28 protein-coding genes are annotated in these 25,421 nt (G+C 24.8%); 18 read left to right on the forward strand and 10 right to left on the reverse strand.

Annotation, left to right across the window (positions count from 1 at the left end; translation table 11 throughout):
• Positions 1-22: 22 nt before the first annotated feature.
• Positions 23-628 (reverse strand): hypothetical protein, encoded by a 606-nt coding sequence (locus I4U66_RS02115; RefSeq protein ID WP_195928358.1) that lies wholly within the window; start codon positions 626-628, stop codon positions 23-25.
• A 218-nt stretch (positions 629-846) separates the two neighbouring features.
• On the opposite strand from I4U66_RS02115, the gene I4U66_RS02120 reads away from it, so the two are divergent.
• The 4 genes from I4U66_RS02120 (at position 847) to I4U66_RS02135 (ending at position 6,232) form a co-directional block, all read left to right on the forward strand.
• Complete coding sequence (locus I4U66_RS02120; RefSeq protein ID WP_195928359.1) at positions 847-1,548, forward strand: ABC transporter ATP-binding protein; 702 nt, start codon at positions 847-849, stop codon at positions 1,546-1,548.
• The gene (locus I4U66_RS02125) at positions 1,539-3,950 is read left to right on the forward strand and encodes an ABC transporter permease (RefSeq protein WP_195928360.1); all 2,412 of its coding nucleotides are present in this window, start codon (positions 1,539-1,541) and stop codon (positions 3,948-3,950) included. Before I4U66_RS02120 ends, I4U66_RS02125 begins: the two co-directional genes overlap by 10 nt.
• Positions 3,951-4,245: 295 nt before the next feature.
• Positions 4,246-5,964 carry an ABC transporter ATP-binding protein gene (locus tag I4U66_RS02130; protein WP_092926584.1) on the forward strand — a complete coding sequence of 573 codons (1,719 nt, stop codon included), beginning with the start codon at positions 4,246-4,248 and terminating at the stop codon, positions 5,962-5,964.
• 103 nt (positions 5,965-6,067) lie between these two features.
• Positions 6,068-6,232 (forward strand): DUF4177 domain-containing protein, encoded by a 165-nt coding sequence (locus I4U66_RS02135; protein WP_141664391.1) that lies wholly within the window; start codon positions 6,068-6,070, stop codon positions 6,230-6,232.
• A 157-nt stretch (positions 6,233-6,389) separates the two neighbouring features.
• Here the strand turns inward: I4U66_RS02135 and I4U66_RS02140 are convergent, their stop codons facing one another.
• The gene (locus I4U66_RS02140) at positions 6,390-7,520 is read right to left on the reverse strand and encodes an anaerobic sulfatase maturase (RefSeq protein ID WP_092926582.1); all 1,131 of its coding nucleotides are present in this window, start codon (positions 7,518-7,520) and stop codon (positions 6,390-6,392) included.
• A gap of 145 nt (positions 7,521-7,665) precedes the next feature.
• Positions 7,666-8,055, reverse strand: a complete 390-nt coding sequence (locus tag I4U66_RS02145) for a 4Fe-4S binding protein (protein WP_092926580.1) — start codon at positions 8,053-8,055, stop codon at positions 7,666-7,668.
• A gap of 257 nt (positions 8,056-8,312) precedes the next feature.
• Here I4U66_RS02145 and pfkB point away from each other — a divergent pair, with 257 nt between their 5' ends.
• The 8 genes from pfkB (at position 8,313) to I4U66_RS02185 (ending at position 14,581) form a co-directional block, all read left to right on the forward strand.
• Entirely contained in the window at positions 8,313-9,248 is a 936-nt protein-coding gene (pfkB, locus tag I4U66_RS02150; protein ID WP_195928361.1) for a 1-phosphofructokinase, read from the forward strand.
• Between the two features lie 190 nt (positions 9,249-9,438).
• Positions 9,439-9,711 carry a hypothetical protein gene (locus tag I4U66_RS02155; protein WP_092926576.1) on the forward strand — a complete coding sequence of 91 codons (273 nt, stop codon included), beginning with the start codon at positions 9,439-9,441 and terminating at the stop codon, positions 9,709-9,711.
• Between the two features lie 283 nt (positions 9,712-9,994).
• Complete coding sequence (locus I4U66_RS02160) at positions 9,995-10,831, forward strand: GNAT family N-acetyltransferase (protein WP_195928362.1); 837 nt, start codon at positions 9,995-9,997, stop codon at positions 10,829-10,831.
• Positions 10,832-10,888: 57 nt separating this feature from the next.
• Complete coding sequence (locus tag I4U66_RS02165; protein WP_195928363.1) at positions 10,889-11,416, forward strand: GNAT family N-acetyltransferase; 528 nt, start codon at positions 10,889-10,891, stop codon at positions 11,414-11,416.
• Between the two features lie 27 nt (positions 11,417-11,443).
• Positions 11,444-12,010, forward strand: a complete 567-nt coding sequence (locus I4U66_RS02170) for a maltose acetyltransferase domain-containing protein (protein ID WP_176579604.1) — start codon at positions 11,444-11,446, stop codon at positions 12,008-12,010.
• Between the two features lie 491 nt (positions 12,011-12,501).
• Positions 12,502-13,035: a sigma-70 family RNA polymerase sigma factor gene (locus I4U66_RS02175; RefSeq protein WP_195928364.1), complete on the forward strand. Its 534-nt coding sequence runs from the start codon at positions 12,502-12,504 to the stop codon at positions 13,033-13,035.
• A gap of 1 nt (position 13,036) precedes the next feature.
• Positions 13,037-14,134, forward strand: coding sequence for a DUF4179 domain-containing protein (locus I4U66_RS02180; protein ID WP_195580953.1), 1,098 nt, complete (start codon positions 13,037-13,039; stop codon positions 14,132-14,134).
• Positions 14,135-14,365: 231 nt separating this feature from the next.
• The gene (locus I4U66_RS02185; RefSeq protein ID WP_092926566.1) at positions 14,366-14,581 is read left to right on the forward strand and encodes a DUF3955 domain-containing protein; all 216 of its coding nucleotides are present in this window, start codon (positions 14,366-14,368) and stop codon (positions 14,579-14,581) included.
• 90 nt (positions 14,582-14,671) lie between these two features.
• Here the strand turns inward: I4U66_RS02185 and I4U66_RS02190 are convergent, their stop codons facing one another.
• Positions 14,672-15,814 (reverse strand): AraC family transcriptional regulator, encoded by a 1,143-nt coding sequence (locus I4U66_RS02190; RefSeq protein WP_092926564.1) that lies wholly within the window; start codon positions 15,812-15,814, stop codon positions 14,672-14,674.
• Between the two features lie 437 nt (positions 15,815-16,251).
• On the opposite strand from I4U66_RS02190, the gene I4U66_RS02195 reads away from it, so the two are divergent.
• Positions 16,252-17,061, forward strand: coding sequence for a transporter associated domain-containing protein (locus tag I4U66_RS02195; protein ID WP_166505108.1), 810 nt, complete (start codon positions 16,252-16,254; stop codon positions 17,059-17,061).
• Between the two features lie 136 nt (positions 17,062-17,197).
• Entirely contained in the window at positions 17,198-18,073 is an 876-nt protein-coding gene (locus I4U66_RS02200; protein WP_195928365.1) for a hypothetical protein, read from the forward strand.
• Between the two features lie 58 nt (positions 18,074-18,131).
• Here I4U66_RS02200 and I4U66_RS02205 read toward each other — a convergent pair whose 3' ends face one another.
• From I4U66_RS02205 to I4U66_RS02225, 5 genes are all read right to left on the reverse strand, one after another.
• Positions 18,132-19,244: an ABC transporter permease gene (locus I4U66_RS02205; RefSeq protein ID WP_195580956.1), complete on the reverse strand. Its 1,113-nt coding sequence runs from the start codon at positions 19,242-19,244 to the stop codon at positions 18,132-18,134.
• Positions 19,241-19,960, reverse strand: coding sequence for an ABC transporter ATP-binding protein (locus I4U66_RS02210; protein ID WP_092926556.1), 720 nt, complete (start codon positions 19,958-19,960; stop codon positions 19,241-19,243). Before I4U66_RS02210 ends, I4U66_RS02205 begins: the two co-directional genes overlap by 4 nt.
• Positions 19,961-20,078: 118 nt before the next feature.
• Positions 20,079-20,291 (reverse strand): hypothetical protein, encoded by a 213-nt coding sequence (locus tag I4U66_RS02215; RefSeq protein ID WP_092926554.1) that lies wholly within the window; start codon positions 20,289-20,291, stop codon positions 20,079-20,081.
• A 21-nt stretch (positions 20,292-20,312) separates the two neighbouring features.
• Complete coding sequence (locus tag I4U66_RS02220; protein WP_195928366.1) at positions 20,313-21,062, reverse strand: DUF6873 family GME fold protein; 750 nt, start codon at positions 21,060-21,062, stop codon at positions 20,313-20,315.
• Positions 21,063-21,162: 100 nt separating this feature from the next.
• On the reverse strand, positions 21,163-21,375 hold the full coding sequence (locus I4U66_RS02225) for a hypothetical protein (RefSeq protein ID WP_092926550.1): 213 nt from the start codon (positions 21,373-21,375) through the stop codon (positions 21,163-21,165).
• Between the two features lie 393 nt (positions 21,376-21,768).
• Here I4U66_RS02225 and I4U66_RS02230 point away from each other — a divergent pair, with 393 nt between their 5' ends.
• The 4 genes from I4U66_RS02230 (at position 21,769) to I4U66_RS02245 (ending at position 24,907) form a co-directional block, all read left to right on the forward strand.
• Positions 21,769-23,004, forward strand: coding sequence for a NupC/NupG family nucleoside CNT transporter (locus I4U66_RS02230; protein ID WP_092926548.1), 1,236 nt, complete (start codon positions 21,769-21,771; stop codon positions 23,002-23,004).
• A gap of 88 nt (positions 23,005-23,092) precedes the next feature.
• Entirely contained in the window at positions 23,093-23,803 is a 711-nt protein-coding gene (locus I4U66_RS02235; protein ID WP_166505116.1) for a tRNA threonylcarbamoyladenosine dehydratase, read from the forward strand.
• 94 nt (positions 23,804-23,897) lie between these two features.
• Positions 23,898-24,377: a permease gene (locus tag I4U66_RS02240; protein ID WP_166505117.1), complete on the forward strand. Its 480-nt coding sequence runs from the start codon at positions 23,898-23,900 to the stop codon at positions 24,375-24,377.
• Entirely contained in the window at positions 24,374-24,907 is a 534-nt protein-coding gene (locus I4U66_RS02245; RefSeq protein WP_195928367.1) for a permease, read from the forward strand. Before I4U66_RS02240 ends, I4U66_RS02245 begins: the two co-directional genes overlap by 4 nt.
• 59 nt (positions 24,908-24,966) lie before the next feature.
• Here I4U66_RS02245 and I4U66_RS02250 read toward each other — a convergent pair whose 3' ends face one another.
• Positions 24,967-25,398 carry a hypothetical protein gene (locus tag I4U66_RS02250; RefSeq protein ID WP_195236963.1) on the reverse strand — a complete coding sequence of 144 codons (432 nt, stop codon included), beginning with the start codon at positions 25,396-25,398 and terminating at the stop codon, positions 24,967-24,969.
• Positions 25,399-25,421 lie beyond the last annotated feature (23 nt).

The following is a 25,421-nucleotide window of genomic DNA, read 5'->3' on the forward strand; positions in this document are numbered from 1 at the left end:
AAAAAATATCTCCAAAAGCAAACTAGCTTCTGGAGATATTTTTATCATGTTTTTTGTTACAAGTTATCCTGTTTTTGCAGTTGTGATTTTTTTTACATATGCAATTAAAATTATTTTTTATTTCATAAAAAGTAGAAAATTTTCTAGGGTAATAGTTTAGAGAACTAAATGATGAAATATCACACTTAGAGTAATCATCGCAGTAATTTTGGTTACAACAAGAATCACAGTTGTTAGATTCAAGTGATACTACCTTTTCTGAATCATAAGTAGCTTTGTTTACTAATAATTTGAAACTAGAATATTTATCTTCATAGTCAGATAAATCAAATTGATAAAATCCTTCACAATCGCTTATAGTATGAGCTATTCCTTTATAGTAAATTTGATCGTCATAACATTCAACTCCTAACAATTTTACTAAGGCATTTTCTACTGGCTCTCCTTTATGATTTACTATTTGCCCCCAAAGTCTAACTGATTTGTGCTCGGGCATAACAATGTCTGATCTTATTTCAGGCTCACAGTAGTCAACATCAATATCTAAAGAATTAGCTCCAACTATACTATATTTTGATAAGCAGCTGCAATTATATTCATTGTCTTGGTAGTATGATATACCAAACACCTCCTTTGAAATTTAATAATTTTTAGCGTCTAATATAGCATATGAACAAAGCATTAAATGTGATTTTTATTATTTAATAATTTTAATGTTTAAAGTTATACATGGTGTTTTATATAATAAAAGTTGAGAATATAAATATATAATAACTTTATTAAAAGTACTTAAAAATGTATGAATATAATTAATTATAAAAAATTTAAAAATGAAAGGGCTTTGTCATGTCTATTAGATTAGTGAATGTAGGGAAAATTTATAAAAGTGGAGAAGTTGAAACAGTAGCATTAAAAGATATAAATATAGAAATTAAGGATGGTGAATTTATAGTTATACTAGGTCCAAGTGGTAGTGGAAAAAGTACAATGTTAAATGTTATAAGTGGATTAGATACACCAAGTAGTGGAGAAATCTATTATAATGATGAAAAAATAAGTGATTACAATGAAGATAAGCTTACAAAATTTAGAAGAAATAATTTAGGGTTTATATTCCAACAGTATAATCTACTTCAAAATCTTACAGTAAAAGAAAATATTGAAATAGGTTCAAGTATAGGAAAAAATCCATTAAATATTGATGAAGTGTTAGATGCAGTAAGTATGAAAAATGAAAAAGATAAATATCCATACCAATTAAGTGGTGGGCAACAGCAAAGAGTTTCTATAGCTAGAAGTATAGCTAAAAATCCAAAGATAATGTTTTGTGATGAACCAACTGGTGCATTAGATGAAGAAACTGGAAAGCAAGTATTAGAAATGATACAAAATATGAATGAAAGATTTAAAACAACAACAGTAGTTATAACTCATAACCCAAATATTGCATTTATGGCTGATAGAGTAATAAAAATGAATTCAGGAAAAATAGTCGAAGAAATCTTAAATACCAAAAAAAGAAAGGCAAGTGAAATAAAATGGGGGTAAGAGTTTTATTTAAAAATACTTTAAATACATTTAAGAAAAAGAAATTACAAATTCTTGCCATAGGTATAATAATAGCACTTAGTTCTTTTTTATATACAACCATGTTTTATGCTATTGATAGCTTAAAAACACCTTTGGAAAATTTTATTAATGAAACTAATCAAGAAGATTTTTCTATAAGTATGATAAATGGTTTAACAGAATTTGATATTAATAATTTATCAGATAAAGAAAAAATGAAAGCAAGTAGTATGCTTATATATACATTAAGTGATATAAAAAAGTCAGATATTAATATTTATAATAAGATAATAGAAAATAGAATAAATGCATTTGAAAAAGATTATAAAGGTTTTAAATTAGAAAATAGATCTTACAAAGAAGTAAACTTTAAAAATAATGGTAAAAGTAATAAGATAACATTATTTAAAGATAGTAAAAATATAAACCTATCATATATAGAAAAAGGAAATAAGCCTAAATTAGATAATGAAATAGCAGTAACTAATATATATGCTAAGAAAAATAACTTAGATATAGGCGATAGTATTGACATAAACGGAAAGAATTACATTATAACAGGGTTTGTATTGTTTGCAGATAATACACTGCCTATAAGTGGAACAGATTTTAATATAGATAATTCTAAAATGACTTTAGGATTAGTAAATAATACAGAATATGAAAGTATAAAGGGAAAAGAAGATTTTTATTTATCTGGAGTTTCTAATAATGAAGAAAGCTTAAAAAACTTCAATGAAGATATTATTAAAACATATAAGGATAAAAATGATTTAAAGTATATAACTAGTATAGTACTTACAAAAAATCAAATGAAAAGTGGAGCAATATATGAAGAAATAAAGGGCGGTCAAGCTATGACTATAGGTATAAGTGTAAGTATTAGTACAATAGCTGTTTTAATAGTACTTATGATAACTTATAGAATAGTTAAAAATGAAAAAACTCAAATAGGAGTTTTAAAAGCACTAGGATATTCAAAATATGAAATACTTAAACCATATATAATGATACTAACAATAATATCTTTACCACTTTTACTTATTGGATATATATTAGGGGTATATACAGCACCATATATGAGTAATTTTTACTTAGAGTTTTATTTAATACCTAGTGGAGAAATAAAAACTAATTTAAGTGTATTATTAGTAGCAATAGTAGTACCATTAGTAGTTATAATAGGACTTTCAACTATACTTATAAATAAGATGCTTTCTAAAAAGGCAATAAACCTTATAAAATCAAGTGATAATGAAAAGGTAGGAAAACTTAATAAATTAGTTAGTAAATTATTAAAAAATGCTAAACCTCAAACAAAATTTAAATACTCATTTATACTTGCAAATACTAATAAATTTATAGTATTTTTCTTAGGAATAGTATTTTCATCAATGCTTATAATAATGAGTCTTATGATGTCTGATTTCTTTGATAAAATGAGTGTAGATTATTATAAATCAGTAGGATATATATATGAGGGAATTGTCGATATGTCTAAAGAATATCCAAAGCTTAACAATGATGATGAGAAATTTATAAGTTTACCTAATGGCATATACAAAGAAGACAATATAAACATTACTGGAATAGACAGTGATAATAAATTACATAAAATATATGATAAAAAAATTAATGATATAACTAAAGAATTAAAAGATGGTATTGTAGTAAATAATAGTTTTTACTTAACTTATGGAGTAAAAAATGGTGAAACTATAAATATAACTATAAATGATAAAGTATATAAAGAAAAGATAGTAGGAATATCTAGGGATTATGGAGAGCCTAAAGTATATATGGATAGAAAGAATTTAAGTAATATAATAACTAAAGATGAAGCATTTAAAAATATAGATAAAGATGATTTTTATACTGGTGTATATTCAAAAGATAAATTGGATAAAGGTGATTATTTATCAGTTATAAATAAAAATGATATATTAGAACAAACAAAATCAATGCAAGGATTTGTAAAAGTAGCTATATATTCAATGATAATTACTGCAGTATTTATAGCTGTTATAGTTTTATATGTGCTTACAACTATGACTGTAGAAGATAATTATTATTCAATATCTTTACTTAAAGTAATGGGATATTCTAAAAAAGAAGTTAATTCTATGATGTTAAGTAGTTACCTAGTTTATTCTATAATTTCATATATTGTAAGTATACCAATAACTGTACTTGGGTTAGGATTTGGCATTAGATACCTAGCTAGTGAGTTTGGAATGGTTATGCCATTTGAATTTGAAATATGGCAAGGTATAGTTGGCTTAATTATAATATTATTTATATTTATGCTAGGAACATATGCAGCTAAGAAAAAAATAGAAAAAATATCATTACAGGAAGTTTTAAAATCTTGTAGTGAGTAATAAATTACACAAATTCCATATAACAATATACTGTTTGTATAAGTATTATACAATCATTTTTGTGGTATAATCATTGTATAATAAAGGTAAAGATGTGAATTATGGCAAGTATAAAATACGATATAGTTAAAGAAATAGGAGTGATATCTAGTACAACTTCAGGATGGAGTAAAGAACTATTAAATAATATAGATATATAAAAACTGTAGTCTAAACTACAGTTTTTATATTAAAGTTTAAATTTAAATAGTTTAGATAAGTTAAAAATTGATTGTTAATATTAGGAGAAATAGTTATGAAAATGCTTTTGAAATATGCTTTAAAATACAAAGGGCAGTTTTTTACAAGAATAGCTACGATATCTTTAGTAGCGTTAGCTAGTATATGTTTTGATTTCATGATGGGATTTATAGTAGACATATTTGCAAGTGGGGATGTAAATAAATTTATACCAATAATAGTGGCAACAATTGGATTAATAATTATAATGTTTATAACAGAGTATTTAGATGGTCTTGTAATGTCTAAATATATAAAAAATACAGTAAATTACTTAAGATGTGATATATTTTCTAAAGTAATAAATAAAGATATAAAAGACTTTTCACTAGATAACAGTGGTAAGTACATATCAGTATTATACAATGATGTAAAAATGATAGAAGATAATTTTTTAAATAATATATTTTTAATAATATCATCATTAATATCTTTTACAATATCATTGGGAGTATTATTTTTTATAAGTCCATCTATAGTTGTATTTATAGCAGTATTTGGAGCACTTGGATTTATAATACCAAATGCTTTATCTAAGAAGTTAGTTATAGAAAAGAATGAATACTCAAAAAATCTAGAAGAAATAACTTCATTAACGAAAGATTTATTTACAGGATTTGAAGTTATAAAAGGCTTTAATATAAGTAATAAGATAAATAAAATATTTAAAGAGAGTTCGATTAAAGTAGAAAGTAGTAAAAGAAGATATGCAATACTTGAAGCAATAATAAAAGGATTTTCTCTATCTTTTAGTGTAACTATATACCTAGGAGTATTAATTTTAGGTGGGTATTTAATGTATAAAAAAAGTATATCAGTAGGTACTGCCATAATAATAATACAATTAAGTACTCATATAGTATCTCCAGTTAAAACAAGTATATCTCTCATAAATCAAATAAAATCAGTATCTCTTATAGCAGATAAAATAGAAGAAATACTTGAAACATCCAATGAAAGTATAGAAGAAGTTAAGCTTAATGAGTTTGAAAATTCTATAGAAGTTAAAAACCTTAATTACTCATATACTAGTGATAGAAAAGCTTTAGATAATATAAATTTAACTTTTGAGAAAAATAAAAAGTATGCAATAGTTGGAGAAAGTGGATGCGGTAAAAGTACTTTAATAAAATTACTTATGAGGTATTATACAGACTATGAAGGAAGTATAAATTTTGATAATAAAGATTTAAAAGAAATATACAGTTTAGATTTATATAAAAATATATCAATGATACAACAAAATGTATTTATGTTTGATGATTCTATAAAGGAAAATATAAAATTATTTGCAAATTATAGCGATGAACAAGTGTTAGAAAGTTGTAAAAGGTCAGGGATATTACCTCTTATAAATAAACTTGAAAATGGAATAGAGTCACATGTTGGAGAAAATGGAAATAAGTTATCAGGTGGAGAAAAACAAAGAATTGCTATAGCCAGAGCCCTTATAAATAATACACAGATACTTATACTAGATGAGTCTACATCTGCATTAGATAATGAAACTGCTTATAACTTAGAAACATCACTGTTAAGTCTTAATGATTTAACGATGATAGTTGTAACTCACAAGCTTATAAAAAATATATTAATAAATTATGATGAGATAATAGTTATGAAAGAAGGAAGGGTTATAGAAAAAGGAAGCTTTAAAGAATTAATCGACCTTAAAGGATATTTTTATAGCTTATATTATATACAAAGTGATGATAACAAAAATAAAATAACATAGACAATTTAAGCAAACAAAATTAACTTAAAAATTTGTAAAAATAGCATATATTATAACCCTCTTAAATATATCAATTATAAGAGTATATTTAAGGGGGTTTTTTATGAGCAAAAAAACATATGAATATAAATGTGTAGTAATAAATGAAAATGCTAAAAAGACAGCTGAAATATTAAATAAATATGGAAGTGATGGATGGAAGTTAGTATCTGTTTGGAACTCTTGGCACTATCTTAGCAAAAAGATAAAAATAGAAGATGAAGATTAAAATAATCTATAAAATATATTAGCCTAATTAAATATGTAAAAATTAATGTATAAGTAAATTAAAAAAATGTACCCTATAGAGTAGTTTTTAAATTATCTACTTACATAGGATACATTTTTATATATTTAAATTTTAAAATTTTTAAATAAAACTATATTCAATCAAACATATTAGATATAGATACTAATTTATTTAAGTTTTTATCTAAAAATTGTTTGATGGCTTTACATTGATAATTAAAAGAAGGTATATTATCAACAAAAGGCTCTAGGTTACGTCTACATCCACCACCGCAAAGCTTAAAGTACTTACATTTTTTACAAGTATTATGTATGTATAAAGAACGATTTAAAAATTCTAATGCCTTAGAAGAAGCCATAAGTTCGTCTAAAGAATCTTTATTAATGTTACCTAATTTCCAATAATCAAAGCAGTATAAGTCACAAGGATAAACATCACCATTGGATTCAATAACTATATTAAGACTGCAAAATCCATTCATACCACAGCTAGTTGGATTATATCCTTTAAGAACAGTTATATAATCCATAAAGTTTCTTATTTCTACAAACTTACCGTTTTTAATATCTTTATACCAAAGATTAAATAATTTATCTAAAAATATATAAAAACTAGTAGTGTCTAAGTAATTTTTAAACTCATTTTCTATATATTTATTTTGATTATCTATCTCGAAGTTTTTTATATAGGGTATAAATTGTATATATGGAAAATCATTAGATTTAAAATACTCATAAATCTCATCTATATTTTTAGCGCTTTCTTTAGTTACAACAGATAGTATATTAAAATTAACCTTATATTTTTTTAATATATTAATAGCTGATATAACTTCATCAAAAGTGGAAGATCCATTTTTATATGTCCTATATAAATCGTGAGTTTCTTTTAAACCATCTAGTGATATTTCAACTAAAAAATAGTTTTCTTTAAAGAAAATCGCAAATTCATCATCTATATTTATACCATTAGTTTGAATAGAATTTACAATATTAATATTATTATTGTTATATTTATTTTGTAATGTTATAAGCTTTTTATAAAAATCAATACCTACTAAAGTAGGCTCTCCACCTTGAAATATAAAGTTTATATAATCTACATTTTTACTTAAAGCATTTTTAACTATATTTTCTAGTGTAGAAATATCCATAAAATCATTAGTATAAACATCCCTATTTTTTGATATATCTTTATAAAAACAATATTTACAATCTAAATTACAAGCACTAGAACTAGGCTTTATTAAAATTGTTAAATGATTCATAAAATCCCCCTTTAGGTAGATAAAATTGTATATCTGTTATTAATAACTATTATATATTAAAAAATAATATTTATTAAATATAAAATATATTAATAACCCCTGTTTTTATATTAAACAGGGGTTATTAATATATTTTATTATAAAATTAACCTTCTTTAATCTCAAGAATTCCCATAGGACAAGCATCAACACAAAGTCCACAAGCTATACATTTAGATGGCACAGGCTTATCATCTACTTTTGCTATTATGCCTTTAGGACAGGCATCAACACAAGTAAGGCAACCATTACATTTTTTCTTATTAATCATATAAACACCTTTAGGATTTTGAGTTATTGCTCCTTGAGGACATTTTTTAGCACATAGACCACATTGATTACATGCCTTAACGTCTAAAGAATCATCTTTCTTTAATCCTATTTTTATACATGGAGTGTTTAATCCATAATGCTTATAAAATGCATTTGAGCAAGTCATTTCACAAGCTAAGCAATTTTGACATAGAGATCTGTCTGTAACAACTAATTTTTTCATTCCCTTTTCCCCCTAAAAATTTAGATTGTATTGCTAACTGTATTCAAGTTAAGTGTAGGACAAATATTTATAAAAATCAATTTGAAATTATGACAAGTAAAATAATTTATAAAACTTAGAAATTTTAGAACAACAATATGAAAAATATATTAAATATGAAGAAGAAAATAACAAATTAATCAAATGAAATTACAAATACATAAATAAATCAAATTTATATAATATTAGTGTAATCATAAAAAGGGAGGACAAAGCTTATGATAACAGTTGTAACATTTAATCCATCAATAGATACACTTTACAAACTAGAAACTTTTGAAATAGGAAAAGTTCAAAGGGCAGGGGATGTTAAAAAAAGTGCAGGTGGAAAAGGTATAAATGTAGCTAGAGTACTAAATCAATTAGGGCATAATCCTATATGTATGGGTTTTGTAGGTGGATACAATGGTCTTTATATAAAGGATGAAATAAAAAGGATTGGTCTTAGAGATGAATTTATAAAAATAGATGGTGAAACTAGAGTTTGTTTAAATATAATAGATAAAAATAAAGTAAGTACAGAAATACTTGAAAGTGGTCCTACAGTAGAAGAAAACGACATGATAAAGTTTGAAAGACATTTAGAAAATATATTAGAAGAAACTAAAATACTAGTAGCTAGTGGAAGCTTACCTAAAGGATTGCCAATTGATTATTATGGATTGTTAGGAGAAATATGTAGGATTAAAAATATAAAATTTATATTAGATACTAGCGGTAAATACCTTGAAAGTGCAATAAATAGTCATATATATATGATAAAACCTAATATAGATGAACTAGAGGCTTTATGTAAGTGTAATATAAATAATAAAGAATATGCTATAAAAGAAGCTTATAAATTATTAAGATATAATATAGAAAATATATGTATATCTATGGGCAAAGAAGGGATGATTCTTGTAAATAAGGATAGTATATATGAAGTAAAAATACCAAGTATAAAAATAGAAAATACAGTTGGTAGTGGAGATTCATCAATAGCAGGATTTGCATATGGATTATTAAATGATTATTCATTAAAGGACTGTCTAAGGTTATCTAATGCTTGTGGAATGTCTAATGCTATGAATATTAAAACTGGATTTATAAATGTAAATGAAGTTGAAAAATTATTTAAAGAGATAGAAGTATTAGAGTATAGTAAAATCTAATATAATTAGGTTATGTAAACTAAAAATTAAAATAAGTTAAAAAGCTATAAAATTAGGGAAGATACTAAATTTTATAGCTTTTTTAATTATAAAATAATATAAATACAAAACCTCTGTTTGAATGAATATGCGTTAAAAATGTTGTGTGTTATAATTAAATTAGCAGTCAATATTAAACTAAGGGGGAAGTATGAAAAATAAATTTTTAATTGGTTCATTAAAGTGTATGGTAATTTCGTTTATTATCGGTATGATATTAATATTTTTATCGACATCTATAGGGCTAAAAATGGGATATGATGCAATTCAAGCTAGTGGTGGAGGAATGGAAACATCTCAATATGAAATGATTGTTAAATCTAATATAGATAATTTTAGAACAGGTGGATTTGTTTTTTCTTTTATAGGTGGATTAGGGATGTTGATGAGTGGATATACTTTATATAAAAATATTGAGGAGTAATATTTATCTATTTAAATAAAATTATTATATTGAGAGTAGTAAGATTGAAATTACTGCTCTTTTTATTGTTTATTTGATTTTAAGAATATATAAAGCCTTGTGAAGTAGTCAAAATAATATATAAGTATTTATAAAATCGTGGACACATTTTCATGATTAAAGAAGGAGGAACGAAACGTTCCTCCTAGGATAAAATATATTTATGTATTAATAATAAGTAAATAAGATGTATAATTAAAATAAATCAATTTTATTAAAACAAAGAAGTAAAAAGGGTGAAAAAATGAATTATAAAATACTTACACATGAAGACTATGATGATATAGTGGATATATCAAGAAATATTTGGGAAGGAAATGATTATCTACCTAGTGTATTTCACAAATGGGTAGATGAAAAAGATGGGTGTTTTTTAGGGCTAGTTGTAGATGATAAGGTGGTAGCAGTAGGAAAATATAGTATTCTAATAGATGGACAAGGATGGCTTGAAGGGCTTAGAGTACATGTTGATTATAGAGGGAGACAATATGCACATGCAATTTGCGATATGCTATTTAATTTAGCAAGAGAAGATTTAAGAAATAATAAGATAACTAATATAGCAATGTGCACTCATAAAGATACTGTAGCTAGCATAAATATGATGAAGGCAAAGAATTTTTATTTAGAAGATAGTTGTATGGTAGTATTTAAAGAAAATGATAATTATAATAAAGATATAAATGATATTAATATTGAAAAATGGGACATATCATATGAAGAATTTAAAAACTTAGATTATTTTAAGAAAAATAAAAATAGAATAACTTATGGATTTACTTATTTTAATTTATGTAAAGAAATATATGAGGAGTTAGTTAAAAGTAATTCTTTAGTAATAGTAAATGGTCATAGATGTATAGTTAAAGTGAAAGGAAATCCTTCTATAATATGTATAGATAATACTTTTGAAGGTATTAATGACTGTGTAAATTATTATTTATTAAAAGAAAATTCTAGTGAAGCTGAAATATATATACATAATCCAAGTGATGAATTAATAAGTAAGTTAAAAGAAAGCAAATATGAGTCATTAACTAATTTTGAAAATGATTGTTTGTATTATGTTTATAAAGAATAGAAGTAAAAGTATATAGATTAATCTATATACTTTATTTGTATAAAGGGGGAAAAATTAATGGGTGTAGAATTAAAAAAGATAACGCATAAAGATATAGATGATTTTAAATTAATACAAAAATGGAATAATGACAACAGTATAAAGTATTTACTTAGACCAAATTTTAAAGAAGGAGAAATAGAAGATATAACATTAGAGGAATTAATAGAAGGAACTAGAATAAATGAATACAAGCATACATACATGATAGTTGAAAATGATAAAAAGGTTGGATTTGTAACTATTAATACAAATTTTAAAATGTTATTTAATGAAAGTGATGACACTGCTTGGATTAGTATATGTGTAGGGGATAATAAATATAGGGGTAAAGGTATTGGACTAAAAGTAATGAAGCTATTAGAAGATAAGGTAATGAAGTTAGGTAAAAATAAAATAGAGTTAGGAGTGTTTGAATACAATACTAAAGCTATAAATTTTTATGAGAAAAATGGATATAGAGCAATAGGAAAATCTGAAAATTTTGTGTATTACAATGAAAATTGGTATAGTGATATAAGAATGGAAAAGCAGATAAATTTATAATCAAAATTAGTTAGGGAGATATTTGTAATGAAGGAGAAAATAATACATCAAAAAACAGAAAAAGAAAAAATGTTATCAGGAGAACTCTATTGTGCTTTAGATAGTGAATTAGTAAAAGAACATGAGAAAGCTCAAAGCATTCTTAGAAAATTTAACAATTCTTCAGATATAAATAGAAGTGAAATATTAAAATCTCTATTTGGAAAAACAGGTGAAAATTTTTGTGTAAAACCTACTTTCCGTTGTGACTATGGATACAATATTTATGTAGGAGAAAATTTCTTTGCAAATTATGATTGCATTATATTAGATGTTTGTAAAGTAACAATAGGAGATAATTGTATGATGGCTCCAAGAGTATGCATATATACTGCAACTCACCCATTAGATGTAGAATTAAGAATATCTGGCTTAGAATATGGTAAGCCAGTTACTATTGGAAATAATGTTTGGCTTGGTGGAAATTCAGTTATAGCGCCTGGGGTAACAATTGGTGATAATGTAGTGGTTGCAGCAGGAGCTGTAGTTGTAAAAGATGTTTTGGATAATGTAGTAGTAGGTGGAAATCCTGCTAAAATTATAAAATATTTATAGTAAATATCTATTATTAAATATTTTTCAAAAACTATAAAACTTTATTAAAGATAAGTAATACCAAGTAATATCATAGAATTTATTCTGATATTAGTTGGTGTTAATTTATGTACATTTTTAGTTATATATTATTAATTATAACCTTCAAATAAATGCCTTCCAAAAATATCAACTTTTTATTTAAAATATTTTTAACTTCTTTTCTAAGTGACTTATCTGTATAAAAATCAATAATACATTCTTGTGTTTTTTACTTACACTTGCGTATCTATAAATCATTTGGTATAAAGTTCTTTGTGATAAAATCTATAAATTAATAGTTTATGGCACTGTTAAATGTATTGATTTTGCTAGAGTAATTTAGTTAGTGTCAAAATTTTGATTATATAACAAATAAATAATTAAATAAAAAAATATTTAAACATGCAAGTTTTTTAATTTTATTTACGAATTAATTAGTGTAAAAGCTTTTATAGTTAGGAGGAAGTAACTTGCAAGACAAATTAATGATTAAATATATCAAAAAGAAAAATCAAAAAGGAATGGAAATTTTAATAGACCAGTATAATGCCCTTATTACTTCAGTAGTTAGATATCATTTAGGTACACTTATTAATTACGAAGAAGAATGTGTTAGTGATACTTTACTAGCCATTTGGGATAATATAGAAGGATTTGAAAAAGATAAAAACTCTTTTAAAAACTGGATATGTGCAATAGCTAAATATAAAGCAATTGACTACAAAAGAAAATATCTAAATAAGATAGAGACATCTAGTTTAGATGAACAAACATATTATATAGACAAAAATTTACTAAAGGTAGAAATTCAAGAGGAATTAAATGAGACATTAAACTTCTTATCAGAAGAAGACAAAGAAATATTTAGACGATATTATCTAGATGATGAAAGTGTAGTAGATATAGCAAATGATAAAAAGTTAGCTATTTCAAGTATACATAGTAAATTATCTAGGGGTAAGGCAAAAATAAGAAAAGCTTTATTAAATGAAGGAGGAAAATAATATGATAGATAAATATAAAGTATTAAATAATGAAAAAATTCAATTTGATAGATATGATGAAGTAAAAACTGATAATGAAAAAATGAAAAATATAATGAAATCTAAGTTAAAGTCAAGAAAACAAGTAAATAAAAAATTAATAGCAGCAAGTATATCAGCAACACTTATACTAGGCTCTGTGGCTCTAACTAATGAAACTACATGGGCATATATTGATAGATTAGTAAATCATATTGAATCTTTCCTAGATAGAGATTATGGTGAATTTGAGAAGTACAAATTTGAAGGGAATCAATCAATAGAAGATAATGGATTAGTTCTTAATCTAGGAGATGTAATGCTTGATGATAGACAATTAATTATAAGTTTAAGTATGGATTATACTAATTTTGATTTTAAAGAGTATGGCATTAATAAAAAAGATTTTATACCAGATATACCAATAGTAACTATAGGAAATATGTCTTTCCCTGGTCAAGGTGGGGGAATCATGCAAAGAGATTTAAGAGCTGAAAATAAAAAAGAGTTTTTATATACTGTTAATTTAACTAGTATTGACACTGACGGAGATGGACTTGTGGATACTGACTTTGAGATACTTGATAATCTAGAAAAAAATAAAGATTATAATTTAAAAATTAAATTTAAAGATTTTGATATAGGGGAATCAAAGACTGAAAAAGGAAGGTTATTAAGTAAAAGTTTTGGCAATTGGGAGTTTAATACAACTATAAATAGTTCTAATATATCTAGTGATTTAAAAATTGTCGATATTAACAAAGTTATAGATATAGGTAAAGGAGTTAAATTTAAAATTGATCAAGTAAGAATTTCTCCTACTTCAGTGAATATTAAAACACAATTAGAAGGAGATCAGTCCAATGTAACATCCTTAATACATAATGCAGATGTCTCTGTAAAAGATGAAAGTGGAAATAGATTATTTGGTGGGGGAATTGGTAATTCAAATGGAAATGGTATATACCATAATTTTGAACGTAAAGGTAGCGAAAAGAAGATTACCATAATTCCTGTAATCTATTCGGAAAATAATACTAAATATTTTGAAGATGAAAAAATAGAAATAGATATTCCTTAAATTAATATTTTTTAATAATACCAATGATTATTAATAGTCATTGGTATTATTTATTTTTATTAAACTTTTGTGAATTTTTAATAAGGTTATATAAATATTTTAGATAATATAATTGCAAATATGTAATAAAAAAATATCGAAAAACAATAAAAAAGTATTGGAATATATCTTTATGTATTATATAATCTATTTATCGAAAAACAATAATTATATATCGTGTATGGAGGAAATATGAAAAAATATATTTTAAATTTAATACCATTTATTATAAGTATAGGATGTTTTGTAAGTTTTAATTTTATAGGAAGTGAAGTAGCACCAGATGGTACTTTAGTAGAGCCATTTTTCTTAATACCTATAGGATATCTATTTTTATTTATAGGAATAATAGGAGTATTAGTTAGAGTAGGATTAAATTATTTTAAAAGATCAAAATGTAATCAATAGATAAATTAAAAGCTGGCATATAAGCCAGCTTTTTCATATATATAGAATTTATGTTAAGTATAAAATTGTTTAGAATTAATAAAAATGAGGTTAATCATATATTGACTTTGAGTATTCAGTTGGAGAAATACCAAATGATGTCTTAAATTTTTTAGAAAAATAGTGAATAGAAGAAAACCCAAGCATCTCAGATATTTCACTAATAGTATAAGAAGTGTTTTTAATAAGTTCTTTACTTTTTGATAATTTTAATTCATTTATATAATTTTTTACAGTATTATCCATATTCTTTTTAAATAATGAGTGTATCATAGATGGACTTATACAAAAATGACTACATAATGTATTTATAGATAATTTTTCGTATATATGTTCATCTATAAATGAAAGTATTTCATTTAATAAGCTGTTTTCATAAGTTTGTCGCATGTGAGTCGTTGGTTTAGATTGAAAGTAGGTATTTTTTAGCCTGGCAGTATGTATAATAAGCTGTTTTAAGTAACAAATAGATAAATCATTGGAGTATATATCGTCGTTTGAAAGTTCTTCTATAAGTTTACTTATAATATTGTAGGATTCTCTTTCTAAAGTAAATACTTTATTACAAAGTACTTCATAGTCATTAGAGTCCATTTTAAAGTTAATAGTTAAGTAAGAGCTAATATTATCTGAAGTAGCTTGAGTATGAAATTGAAATGGAGCATAAAATATGAGATCGCCTTGTTTTAAATTATATTCTTTACCATCTACATTAGTAGATAGGTTTCCTTTATCAACATATGTAAGCTCCCAATAAGGGTGAGATTCACCAGCAAAAGAATAGTTAGTCCCCTTTTCTTGATAAAACTTAGTATAAATTTGATCAATATTAAGGGAAGATGAAATTTTAGTATAAGTATATTCTTCTTTTAGATTTATAGACTTAAATTCATCTTTAGATATTATGCTTATTTCACTTTCATCTGAAATTGATATTAAATTGAAATATATTCCTTTTTTTAAGTTAATTATCCTATTTATTATAAAAGATTTTATATCTTTTCCATCTAATGAAACTAGTATCATAACAACACCTTTATTTACTTTTAAAAAGGTAGAGTTATCAGATGTTAATTTTAATTTCTTAATACTTTTATTTTTTATATTTATATCTTTTGAAAAATCTCTATCTAAATTTTCACAAACTAGTTCCCCAAAATTTTTAAAGGCAGGATTAGTAGTTTTTATGAACATGGATACCCCCTAAAAAGTTTAATATGTTAAAATTTTCCCCTAATATAATTTTATACTATTTAATATGGTATGTAAATTAAGATAAATAAAAGTGTATTTATTAAAAAAGTTGTAAAGGAAAATGTTTATTCTAAGTAAATTAGGGTATAAAAGTAAAAAATGTATAATGAATTATTTTTGTAGGATGAAACAATCCTAAAGTGAATTTATTAAGTAAAAAATATGAATAAAAGTTCAAAGTAAATTTTATAAAAATTGGTTTTAAAATATTTAATTTTAATATAAAATAAAATTATAAGATATAAGTATAGACGTAGTAAATATTTGTCTAACAACTTATACAGACATAAGTCATAGTATATACTATAGGTAAATTGACTTATATAATTAACTGTGATAAAATCATTTAAAAATTTATATTTAAAGGAGATATGAGTATGTTAGAACCTGAACCCGAAAGGACCATCTTACAATCAATTTTTAAAAATGTGAAGGACTTTATAAATAATATTATTCACATTATAACAGGTAAAAAAGAAAATAATGAATTAGATAATCTAGCTGTAGATAGTAAGTTTGAATTAAACGATAAAGTAGCTAGAGAAATTATGGTATCAAGTAAAGATGCATTTTTAATAGATGTAAATGAAAATATAGATACTATATTAGATGATATATCTATAATAAATTATTCAAAAATACCTGTATACGAAGAATATGTAGACAATATAATAGGAGTCTTACATGTAAAAGATTTAATGATTGAGGCTAGAAAAGAAGGATTTAAAAATATAGACATAAGAAAGATTCTTCATAAACCGTGTTTCATACCAGAAACTAAAAATGTAAGTGAATTATTCAATTCAATAGATTCACAAAATGATAATTTATTTATATTAATAGATGAATATGGAGCATTTTCAGGCATAGTAAGTATGGAAGATTTAATCTGTGAGATCAAGGGTATAACTTATGACAAAAGTGATTTACACCATGATAAAATCAAAAAAATAGATGACAACAACTTTATGGTTAAAGGAGTATTAAGTGTAAGTGACTTTAACGAAATATTTAATGTTAACATTGAAGAAGGAGATTATGACACCTTAAACGGTTATATTATAAATCAGCTAGGAAAGATTCCAAATGAGAACGAAGACATACAGATTAATTTAGGGAAGTTAATTCTTAAATTAATAAGAATTAATAAAAGAAGAATAGAAGATATTCAAATAAGTATATTATAGGTGTAGATTATTCTACACCTTTTTATAATATTATAAAAAATAATAGTATCTATTTGATATACATAATAGAGTAACTTTTAATTATATATTGTCATATACATATACAAAATAAAAAAATCAACTAGGGGGATTTTACATGCAATTAAATAATGACAATATGAATAAAAATAATATGAATAATAAATCTTTACAAGGGCAAGGAACAAATCAACAATTTCCAGGTGGGTCTCAAAATCAAGGAACAAATCAACAGTTTCCAGGAGGATCTCAAAATCAAGGAACAAATCAACAGTTTCCAGGAGGATCTCAAAATCAAGGAACAAATCAACAGTTTCCAGGAGGATCTCAAAATCAAGGAACAAATCAATTATTTCCAGGAGGGGCTCAAAATCAAGGAACAAATCAGCAATTTCCAGGAGGATCTCAAAATCAAGGCGTAAATCAACAATTTCCAGGAGGGTCTCAAAATCAAGGAACAAACCAACAATTTCCAGGAGGATCCCAAAATCAAGGAACAAATCAACAATTTCAAGGAGGATCCCCAGGACAAGTTGGTTTACCAAGCATGCCACCGCAACCACAACCACAGCAACAACAACAACAACTAAAGTCAAAGCCACAGCCTGATAGTGGTAATGAAAGGTCAAGAGTAAAGATAAAGTCAGTATTTGACGATAAATTTGTAGTAATTGGAAGAGATGTTTTTTTATATGCAACAGCTCAAAGTGCTAATAGCGGTGATACATTTAGACTTATAATAGATGGTAATAAAGCAAGAATAAGAGAAGCAGGAGGAAGTTTCGTAAGAGTAGATAATAGAGACTTTTTAATTGCAGATACTGATAGAAGAGGAGCTACAGAGTTTACAATATATAGAACAGGCGATAGAGAATATGTATTAAGGGCACCTAATGGATACTTTGTTAGAGTTAGAGAAAATGATGCTAGACTAGTAGCAAGGGCAGTAAATGCTGATGAAAGAACTAGATTTAAATTTAGAAGAGTAGACTAAAAATAAAGCGTACCTTATAATTTTATAAGGTACGCTTTATTTGATTAAAAAATGAATTTTATATTTTTCTATATCTTTTTAGACCTACTATATTTAATAATGAAAGTATTATAGCAAAGAGTAGCAATATAATTATATCCATATATATATCATTAAAGGTATATCCTTTTAGGACTACACCACTAAGTGCATTAGAACCATAGTATAATGGTGTAAATCTAGATAAAACTTGTAACCAATTAGCCATAGATTCTACTGGAATTATTCCTGTAAAAAATATTTGAGGTACTATTATAATTGGTACAAATTGCATCATCTGAAATTCTGAATTTGCAAAAGTAGACATTAAAACACCTAAAGTTAATGCTACAAAGGCTATTAATATATTTATAATTATTACTAAAAATACACTTCCAACTATTTTTATATTTAGTATATATACAGAAAATAGTACTAAAATTATAGTTTGTATAACTGAGAATAATCCATAACCTAGTAAGTAACCTCTTATAATCTCACTTCTTTTAATTGGAGTAGAAAGTAGTTTGTCTAATGTACCTGAAGTTCTTTCCTTTAAAAGAGATATACCTGATATTAAAAATACAAAGAAGAATACAAAAAATCCAATTAGTATAGGGTTTAAAGTATCAAAGTAAGATAAATTTTCATCTCCATATATATAGTTACTTTTAACAGATACTTTGCTAATATCTAAGTTAGTGCTTAAGTTAGGTGTATTTTTAGAAAAGGCAAATTGCTTTTGATATGAGCTAAGTGAATTTTTAATATTAATCATTTCGTCTTTTGCTAATGTAGCATTTATCTTAGCTTCTATCTGTTTACTATTTTGAGGAGAACTATTTTCATAAGTAACATTTAAAGTATTATCATCTAAATATATAAATGCGCTTAAATCATCTTTTAATATTTTATCTTTTATATTATCTTTATTTGAATAATTTAGTATATTTAAATCTGTTTCCTTTAAGTTATCATTAAATTCACTATTAGTATTATAAACACCTACATTTAGTTTTACATCTTTACTTGAATTAAATAAAAAATATACTAAAGACATAACTATAAGAGGTGCAAACATCATAAGAGCTAGGGTTCTTTTATCGTTTATAGTTTGTTTTATAATTCTAATTGCTAATGCTTTAACTCTCATTTAGTTTCACCTCCTAATTTTAAAAATATTTCTTCTATAGTATTAACTTCAAATTCTTTTATTAAATTATTAGGAGTACCAGTAGCAATTATTTTACCGTCCCTTATTAAAGCTAATCTATCACATTTTACTGCTTCATCCATAACGTGAGTTGTTACTATTATAGATTTTCCTTCATTTTTTAAGTTATAAAGCTCATTCCATATATCAAATCTAAGGCGAGGGTCTATACCTACAGTAGGTTCATCTAATATTAAAAGAGCAGGGTCTTGAATTAGAGATATAGCAAGTGATAGTCTTCTTTTCATACCTCCTGAAAAACTTTTAACTTTTTTAGAAAGGTGATTTTCAAGATTAACTAATTTTGAAGTATAATCTATTCTTTCTTTTATTTTAGATTTATTTAATCCAAATATTTTTCCAAAGAAATCTAAATTTTCTTTTGCACTTAAATCTTCATATAAAGCATCTGACTGTGCCATATATCCTATGTTTTGTAATACATCTAAATTAGGAATGGGTTTATTAAATACTTTTATAAATCCGCTATCTATTTTTTCCATACCTATTATAGCTTTAACAAAAGTCGTTTTACCAGCACCAGAAGGTCCTATAAGACCAACTATTTCACCTTTTTTTATATTTAAGCTTAAATTATCTAGAATTATAGATTTAGATATTTTCTTAGATATATTTGAAACTTCAACAATATTCATAAAATACTCCTTTCTATTTTAGTATGTACTGTGCTTATTAATGATTATACTACAATTATAATAAAGTTAAAAATCTTAAGGATAATAAAAAAGAGGACTTTTAAGTCCTCTTTTTTTATTAATCTATTATTTCTATAGATTTTATATTATTTTTATCTAAAGATATAGAACTACCAAGTTCAAATCCAGAGACAGTAAGTAAACTTACATATTGATTAGAATTAAATTTGTCCATCCAATCAAGTAGGGCATTAAAGTTTTTAATGTTATTTCTTTCTACTATTTTAGTAAAGCCATTATTAAAGGTTATTTTTAATTTATCAACGCTCAAATATGTCACACCTTTCAAAAATTAGTACATAATAGGTATTAAAGAGCCTAAGTCTAATAATTTTTCATCACTTAAAGAAATAATTTCTTTATTTTTAGATTTAACAAAATCACAAATTTTATCATAATCAGGGTGAAGCTTTATATTACCGTAAAAAGCTAATTCTTTATGAGATATAAGTCCGCTACATCCACCTATAAATCCATAATTCATATTAAATAAATCAATATTTCCTTTAGATATAAGTAAACAATCAATATTATGTTTTATTACTTCTTTATATATACCTTCATCTGAAGTTATAATAGAATTTTCATCAACAATACATACTGAACATTTTGTATATCCTTGATTTACATTAATCATAGTAAGATTATTTTCTTTTATGTACTTTAAAATGTTTTTGTCTGTATAATCAAAATTATGAATAGCATACTTTCCAAACAAGCAAACATTGTATTGTATATTGTTAGGATATTTACTTTCTATAGGTAGATTTCCTTTTATGACATTAAAGTTATACTTTTTAAGTTTATCATTATAATAATCATAGACATCAGGAGATACAACTATATTTTCATCATTTAATTTAAATATACTTATATCTGGATGAAACTTTATAGCATCATAAGAATTTTCACATCCAATTGTTTTTATTAAATCTATACCTCTAGCTCTTAGATTTTTCTCCATAGTAGGAGTAATTCTTTTGTCTACTATTGCTAATTTAACATAGTCATTAACTATAAAAGAATCTTTTATAAATTTCATAAACTTTCTCCTAAATATATAATAATTTTAGCTTATCATAAAAATTTAATATTTTACAATATTAAAAGGCATGTTTTTACATGCCTTTTAAGTAACTTTATTATTTGTTATCTTCACTATTACTTTCGTAAATATTAGGATCTTGAGATGGATAAGAGTTATTTGTATTTATTACTCTAAAATTTATTAAATCAGTAGTTTCACTATCAGAACTTTCAAAAACGTCGTTATTATCTATTATTTGATTGTATTGGTCATCAAAATGATTTAAAAATGATAAATTATCATGTTTTTTGTTAGAGTTTTTTTTCATTTTATACTCCTTTAATAATAAATTATATATTAAAAGTATATGTAAGCTAATATATTTTATACTAATACTTAGATTAAATTGTTATAAATTTAGATAATATAAAGATTAAAAATGGGTAATATATATAAAAATGTAAATAAATAATTAATAAATAAAATAAAAGTCTTGTCATAATAAATAAGAAAAGGTTATAATATTAAAGAAAAATAACATTTACATTTTAATTATATTGGTAAATAAAGTTTTATTAATTGTCGAAAAGTATTGAAAAATGACATGTATGGGGCAAGGCTTCTAATATTTAATTTTTAAGAGGTGCATATCATAAATACTTAGACTAGATAAATAAACTAAATTTATCAGAAATTAAACAAAAGTAGAGGGCGAGAAAATATGACAATACTAATAAATGCACTAGGCATAATTATTTTGTTAGGAATATTGTATCTATTATCATCTGATAAAAAAGCAATAAATAAAAAGATGATAGCTAAAGCATTTATAATACAATTTATCCTAGCATTTTTACTGGTAAAATTCCCACTTGGAAGAGCTGCACTACAAAAGGTATCTGATGTAGTAACTGCTACTTTAAGTTATGGATTTGAAGGTTTATCATTTGTATTTGGGCCACTAGCAGATTCAGGTGCTCCAACAGGGATGATATTTGGTATACAAGTTTTAGGTAACATAATATTTATATCAGCGTTAGTAGCTGCATTATACTACTTAGGTATAATAGGAGCTGTTGTTAAAGCAATAGGTGGGGTTATAGGTAAAGTACTTGGAACTTCTAAAGTAGAAAGTTTCGTTGCTGTTGCTAATATGTTCTTAGGACAAACTGAATCTCCAATATTAGTTTCAAAGTACTTATCAGGAATGACTAAAAGTGAAATAATGTTAGTTTTAGTATCTGGTATGGGTAGTATGTCTGCAACTGTTTTAATGGGATATGCAGGTCTTGGAATACCTATGGAATACTTACTTATAGGTGGAGCATTAGTGCCACTTGGAAGTATAATAGTATCTAAGATAATACTTCCAGAAACAGAAGTTGAACATGAATTTGTAGCTAAGGGTCATGAACATGAAGGTGCTAAAGAAGAAATAAGCATAGATAATAAAGGGGATAATCCAAACCTTATATCTGCAATATCTCAAGGTGCTAATGACGGGCTTCAAATGGCATTAGGTATAGGTGCTTCACTTATAGCTATAATAGCTTTAGTTGCACTTGTTAATGGTATATTAGGAGTTGTAGGATTATCATTAGAACAAATATTATCATATATATTTGCACCAATAGGAGCATTAATGGGTCTTCCTACAGACAAGATATTAACAGCTTCTCAGCTTTTAGGAAGTAAGTTAGTATTAAATGAATTCGTTGCTTTCGGACAATTAGGTACAATGTTACCAAACTTAGACTACAGAACTGGTCTTATGATGGCAATATCTCTTTGTGGATTTGCTAATATATCAAGTATGGGTATATGTATATCAGGAATATCAGTATTCTGTCCAGAAAAGAGAAGTTTATTAGCTAAATTAGCATTCAAAGGAATGTTAGGTGGATTCTTCGTTAGTGTACTAAGTGCATTAGTAGTTGGATTAATAATAGCTATATAATTAAATAAATAAGATTATTAAGGAGGAACGAATCGTTCCTTCTTTTTTTGTTATACTAATTAAGATATAAATAAAAAGGAGAGTTAAAATGGAAAATAAATTTATAAAAAGAACAGCCATTTTAATAGGTGAAGATGGATTAGAGAAACTTAAAAATTCAAATATTCTAGTTATAGGAGTAGGGGGAGTAGGAAGCTTTTGTGTAGAAGCTTTAGTAAGAGCTGGAATAGGAAATATAACTATAGTAGATTATGCTAAAGTTTGTGAAAGTGATTTTAATAGGCAACTACCAGGGCTTAACTCAAAATTAGGCAAAGACAAAGTAGAAGTAGTAAAAGAAAGGCTTTTAGATATAAATAAAAACTTAAATATAAAAGCTATAAATACTATATTTAATAAAGATACTAGCAAAGAAATAATTAATGATGATTATGATTATGTAGTAGATGCAATAGATATGGTATCATCTAAAATTCATTTAATAGAAGAGTGTAAAAAAAGAAATATACCAATAATTAGTTCTATGGGTATGGGCAATAAATTAGATCCAACAAAAATAGAAGTAAGTGATATTTCAAAAACTCATACTTGTCCTCTAGCTAAAGTAGTAAGAAAAGAATTAAGGGACAGAAATATTGATCATTTAAAAGTAGTTTTTTCAAGTGAAAACCCTTTAGAGTTAAAAGAAAAAATATCAGATGGTCATAGAATAATTCCTGGAAGTATATCTTTTATGTCATCTTCTGGAGGTCTTATTATAGCATCTGAAGTTGTTAGAGATTTGTTAAATAATAAATAGAATTTTTTCTATAATTTCTTTAAGTGGCAATGATAATAAATATTGCATATTATAATTAAATTCTAATTATAGCATGGCTACGGGGGGAGTATGTTTGATTAATTTTATTATTTATTTAATGTGTATTATTTTATTTATTTTTTCATTTATAAGAGATTCAAAAAAAACAAAAAGTGCTTTTGTAAAAGGTGTGAAATCATTAGAAGCGATAATGCCTCAATTTTTTCTTATTGTAATTATAATTGCTATAATCTTATCTGTATTAGACACAGAGTCTATATCAAAGCTTATTGGCGAAGAATCAAAATTTATTGGAACAACTATATCATCAGTGATAGGTGCAGTTACTATGATGCCTACATTTGTGGCTTTTTCAGTAGGGGATTCTCTACTTAAAAGTGGGGCTGGATATGCACAAGTAGCAGCATTTATATCAACTTCTACTATGGTTGGAATACTAACACTTCCACTAGAATCAAAATTTATAGGAAAGAAGGCTGCTTTTTATAGAAATGTTGTAGCATTTTTATTTGCTTTTGTAGTAGCTTCTTTTGTAGGGGGAATTTTAGGATGATAAATATAAGATTTATTTTAAATAGATATAAATATGTACTTATTGGATTTATTATTTGCATATTTATATATTTTTTTAATAATAATTTGGGAACTAATATTTTTAGTAACGTAAAATCTAGTATTTTACAAATGTTAGGTATACTTCCAGGGGTTATGATTTTACTTTCTCTTTTGGATGAGTGGGTTCCTAGAGAGTATTTTATTAAGTATATGGGAAATAAATCAGGCTTACTTGGTATATTTTTATCTTTTGCTTTAGCATGTTTTGCAGCAGGTCCTATGTATGCAGCATTTCCTTTTGCCAAAGTTCTTATGGATAAAGGGGTTAGGTTTTCAAATATAATTATATTTTTAAATGCTTGGTGTGTTGTTAAGATTTCTACGTTGACATTTGAAATAAGTGCTATTGGATATGAGTTTACTCTTGTTAGACTTGTAATTGATATAGTTGGAGTTATTGTTATGGGTTATTTGGTTGATTACTTATACAATAAAAAAACTTTTTTTAAAAAGAGAGTAGAATGTTAAAATAAAAATACCAAATATATTTATGATTATATTTGGTATTTTTATTTTAATATAAAATTTTATATAAAGGTTTTAGTTTTATTAACTATAGAATTTTTAAGTAGGTCAAATTTAATGTAGTTTCCAAATAGGATTTGGTCTAAATATTCTATAACTATTGGATTTAAGTCAACATAAACTGTTGAAGCGTATAAAGAGATATTTTCAATTGGTTTAAGCTTTATATGAAAACCATTATCTACTAAACTTAACTTTATGTTTTTAAGATTATTTATAGCTTGTTTAGTTTGAAATACTACATCAATACATTCTATTGATGTATTTTTTATAATTTCTATTATTTCATTTATATTAATTTCTAAGCTTAAATTTTTAGTATTTTCATTTTTAGATTTAAAGGCTTTGTCTATTATATAGTAAAGTATTGTTTTCTCAAGTATAGGTAGCTTAGTTGGTGAATTAGCTATTATTTTTGGTAAATAGATTTCCATTTTAAGTCCTTTCTATTATGTTT

Source organism: Romboutsia sp. D33t1_170424_H2, assembly GCF_015669105.1.
GTDB lineage: Bacteria > Bacillota > Clostridia > Peptostreptococcales > Peptostreptococcaceae > Romboutsia_C > Romboutsia_C hominis.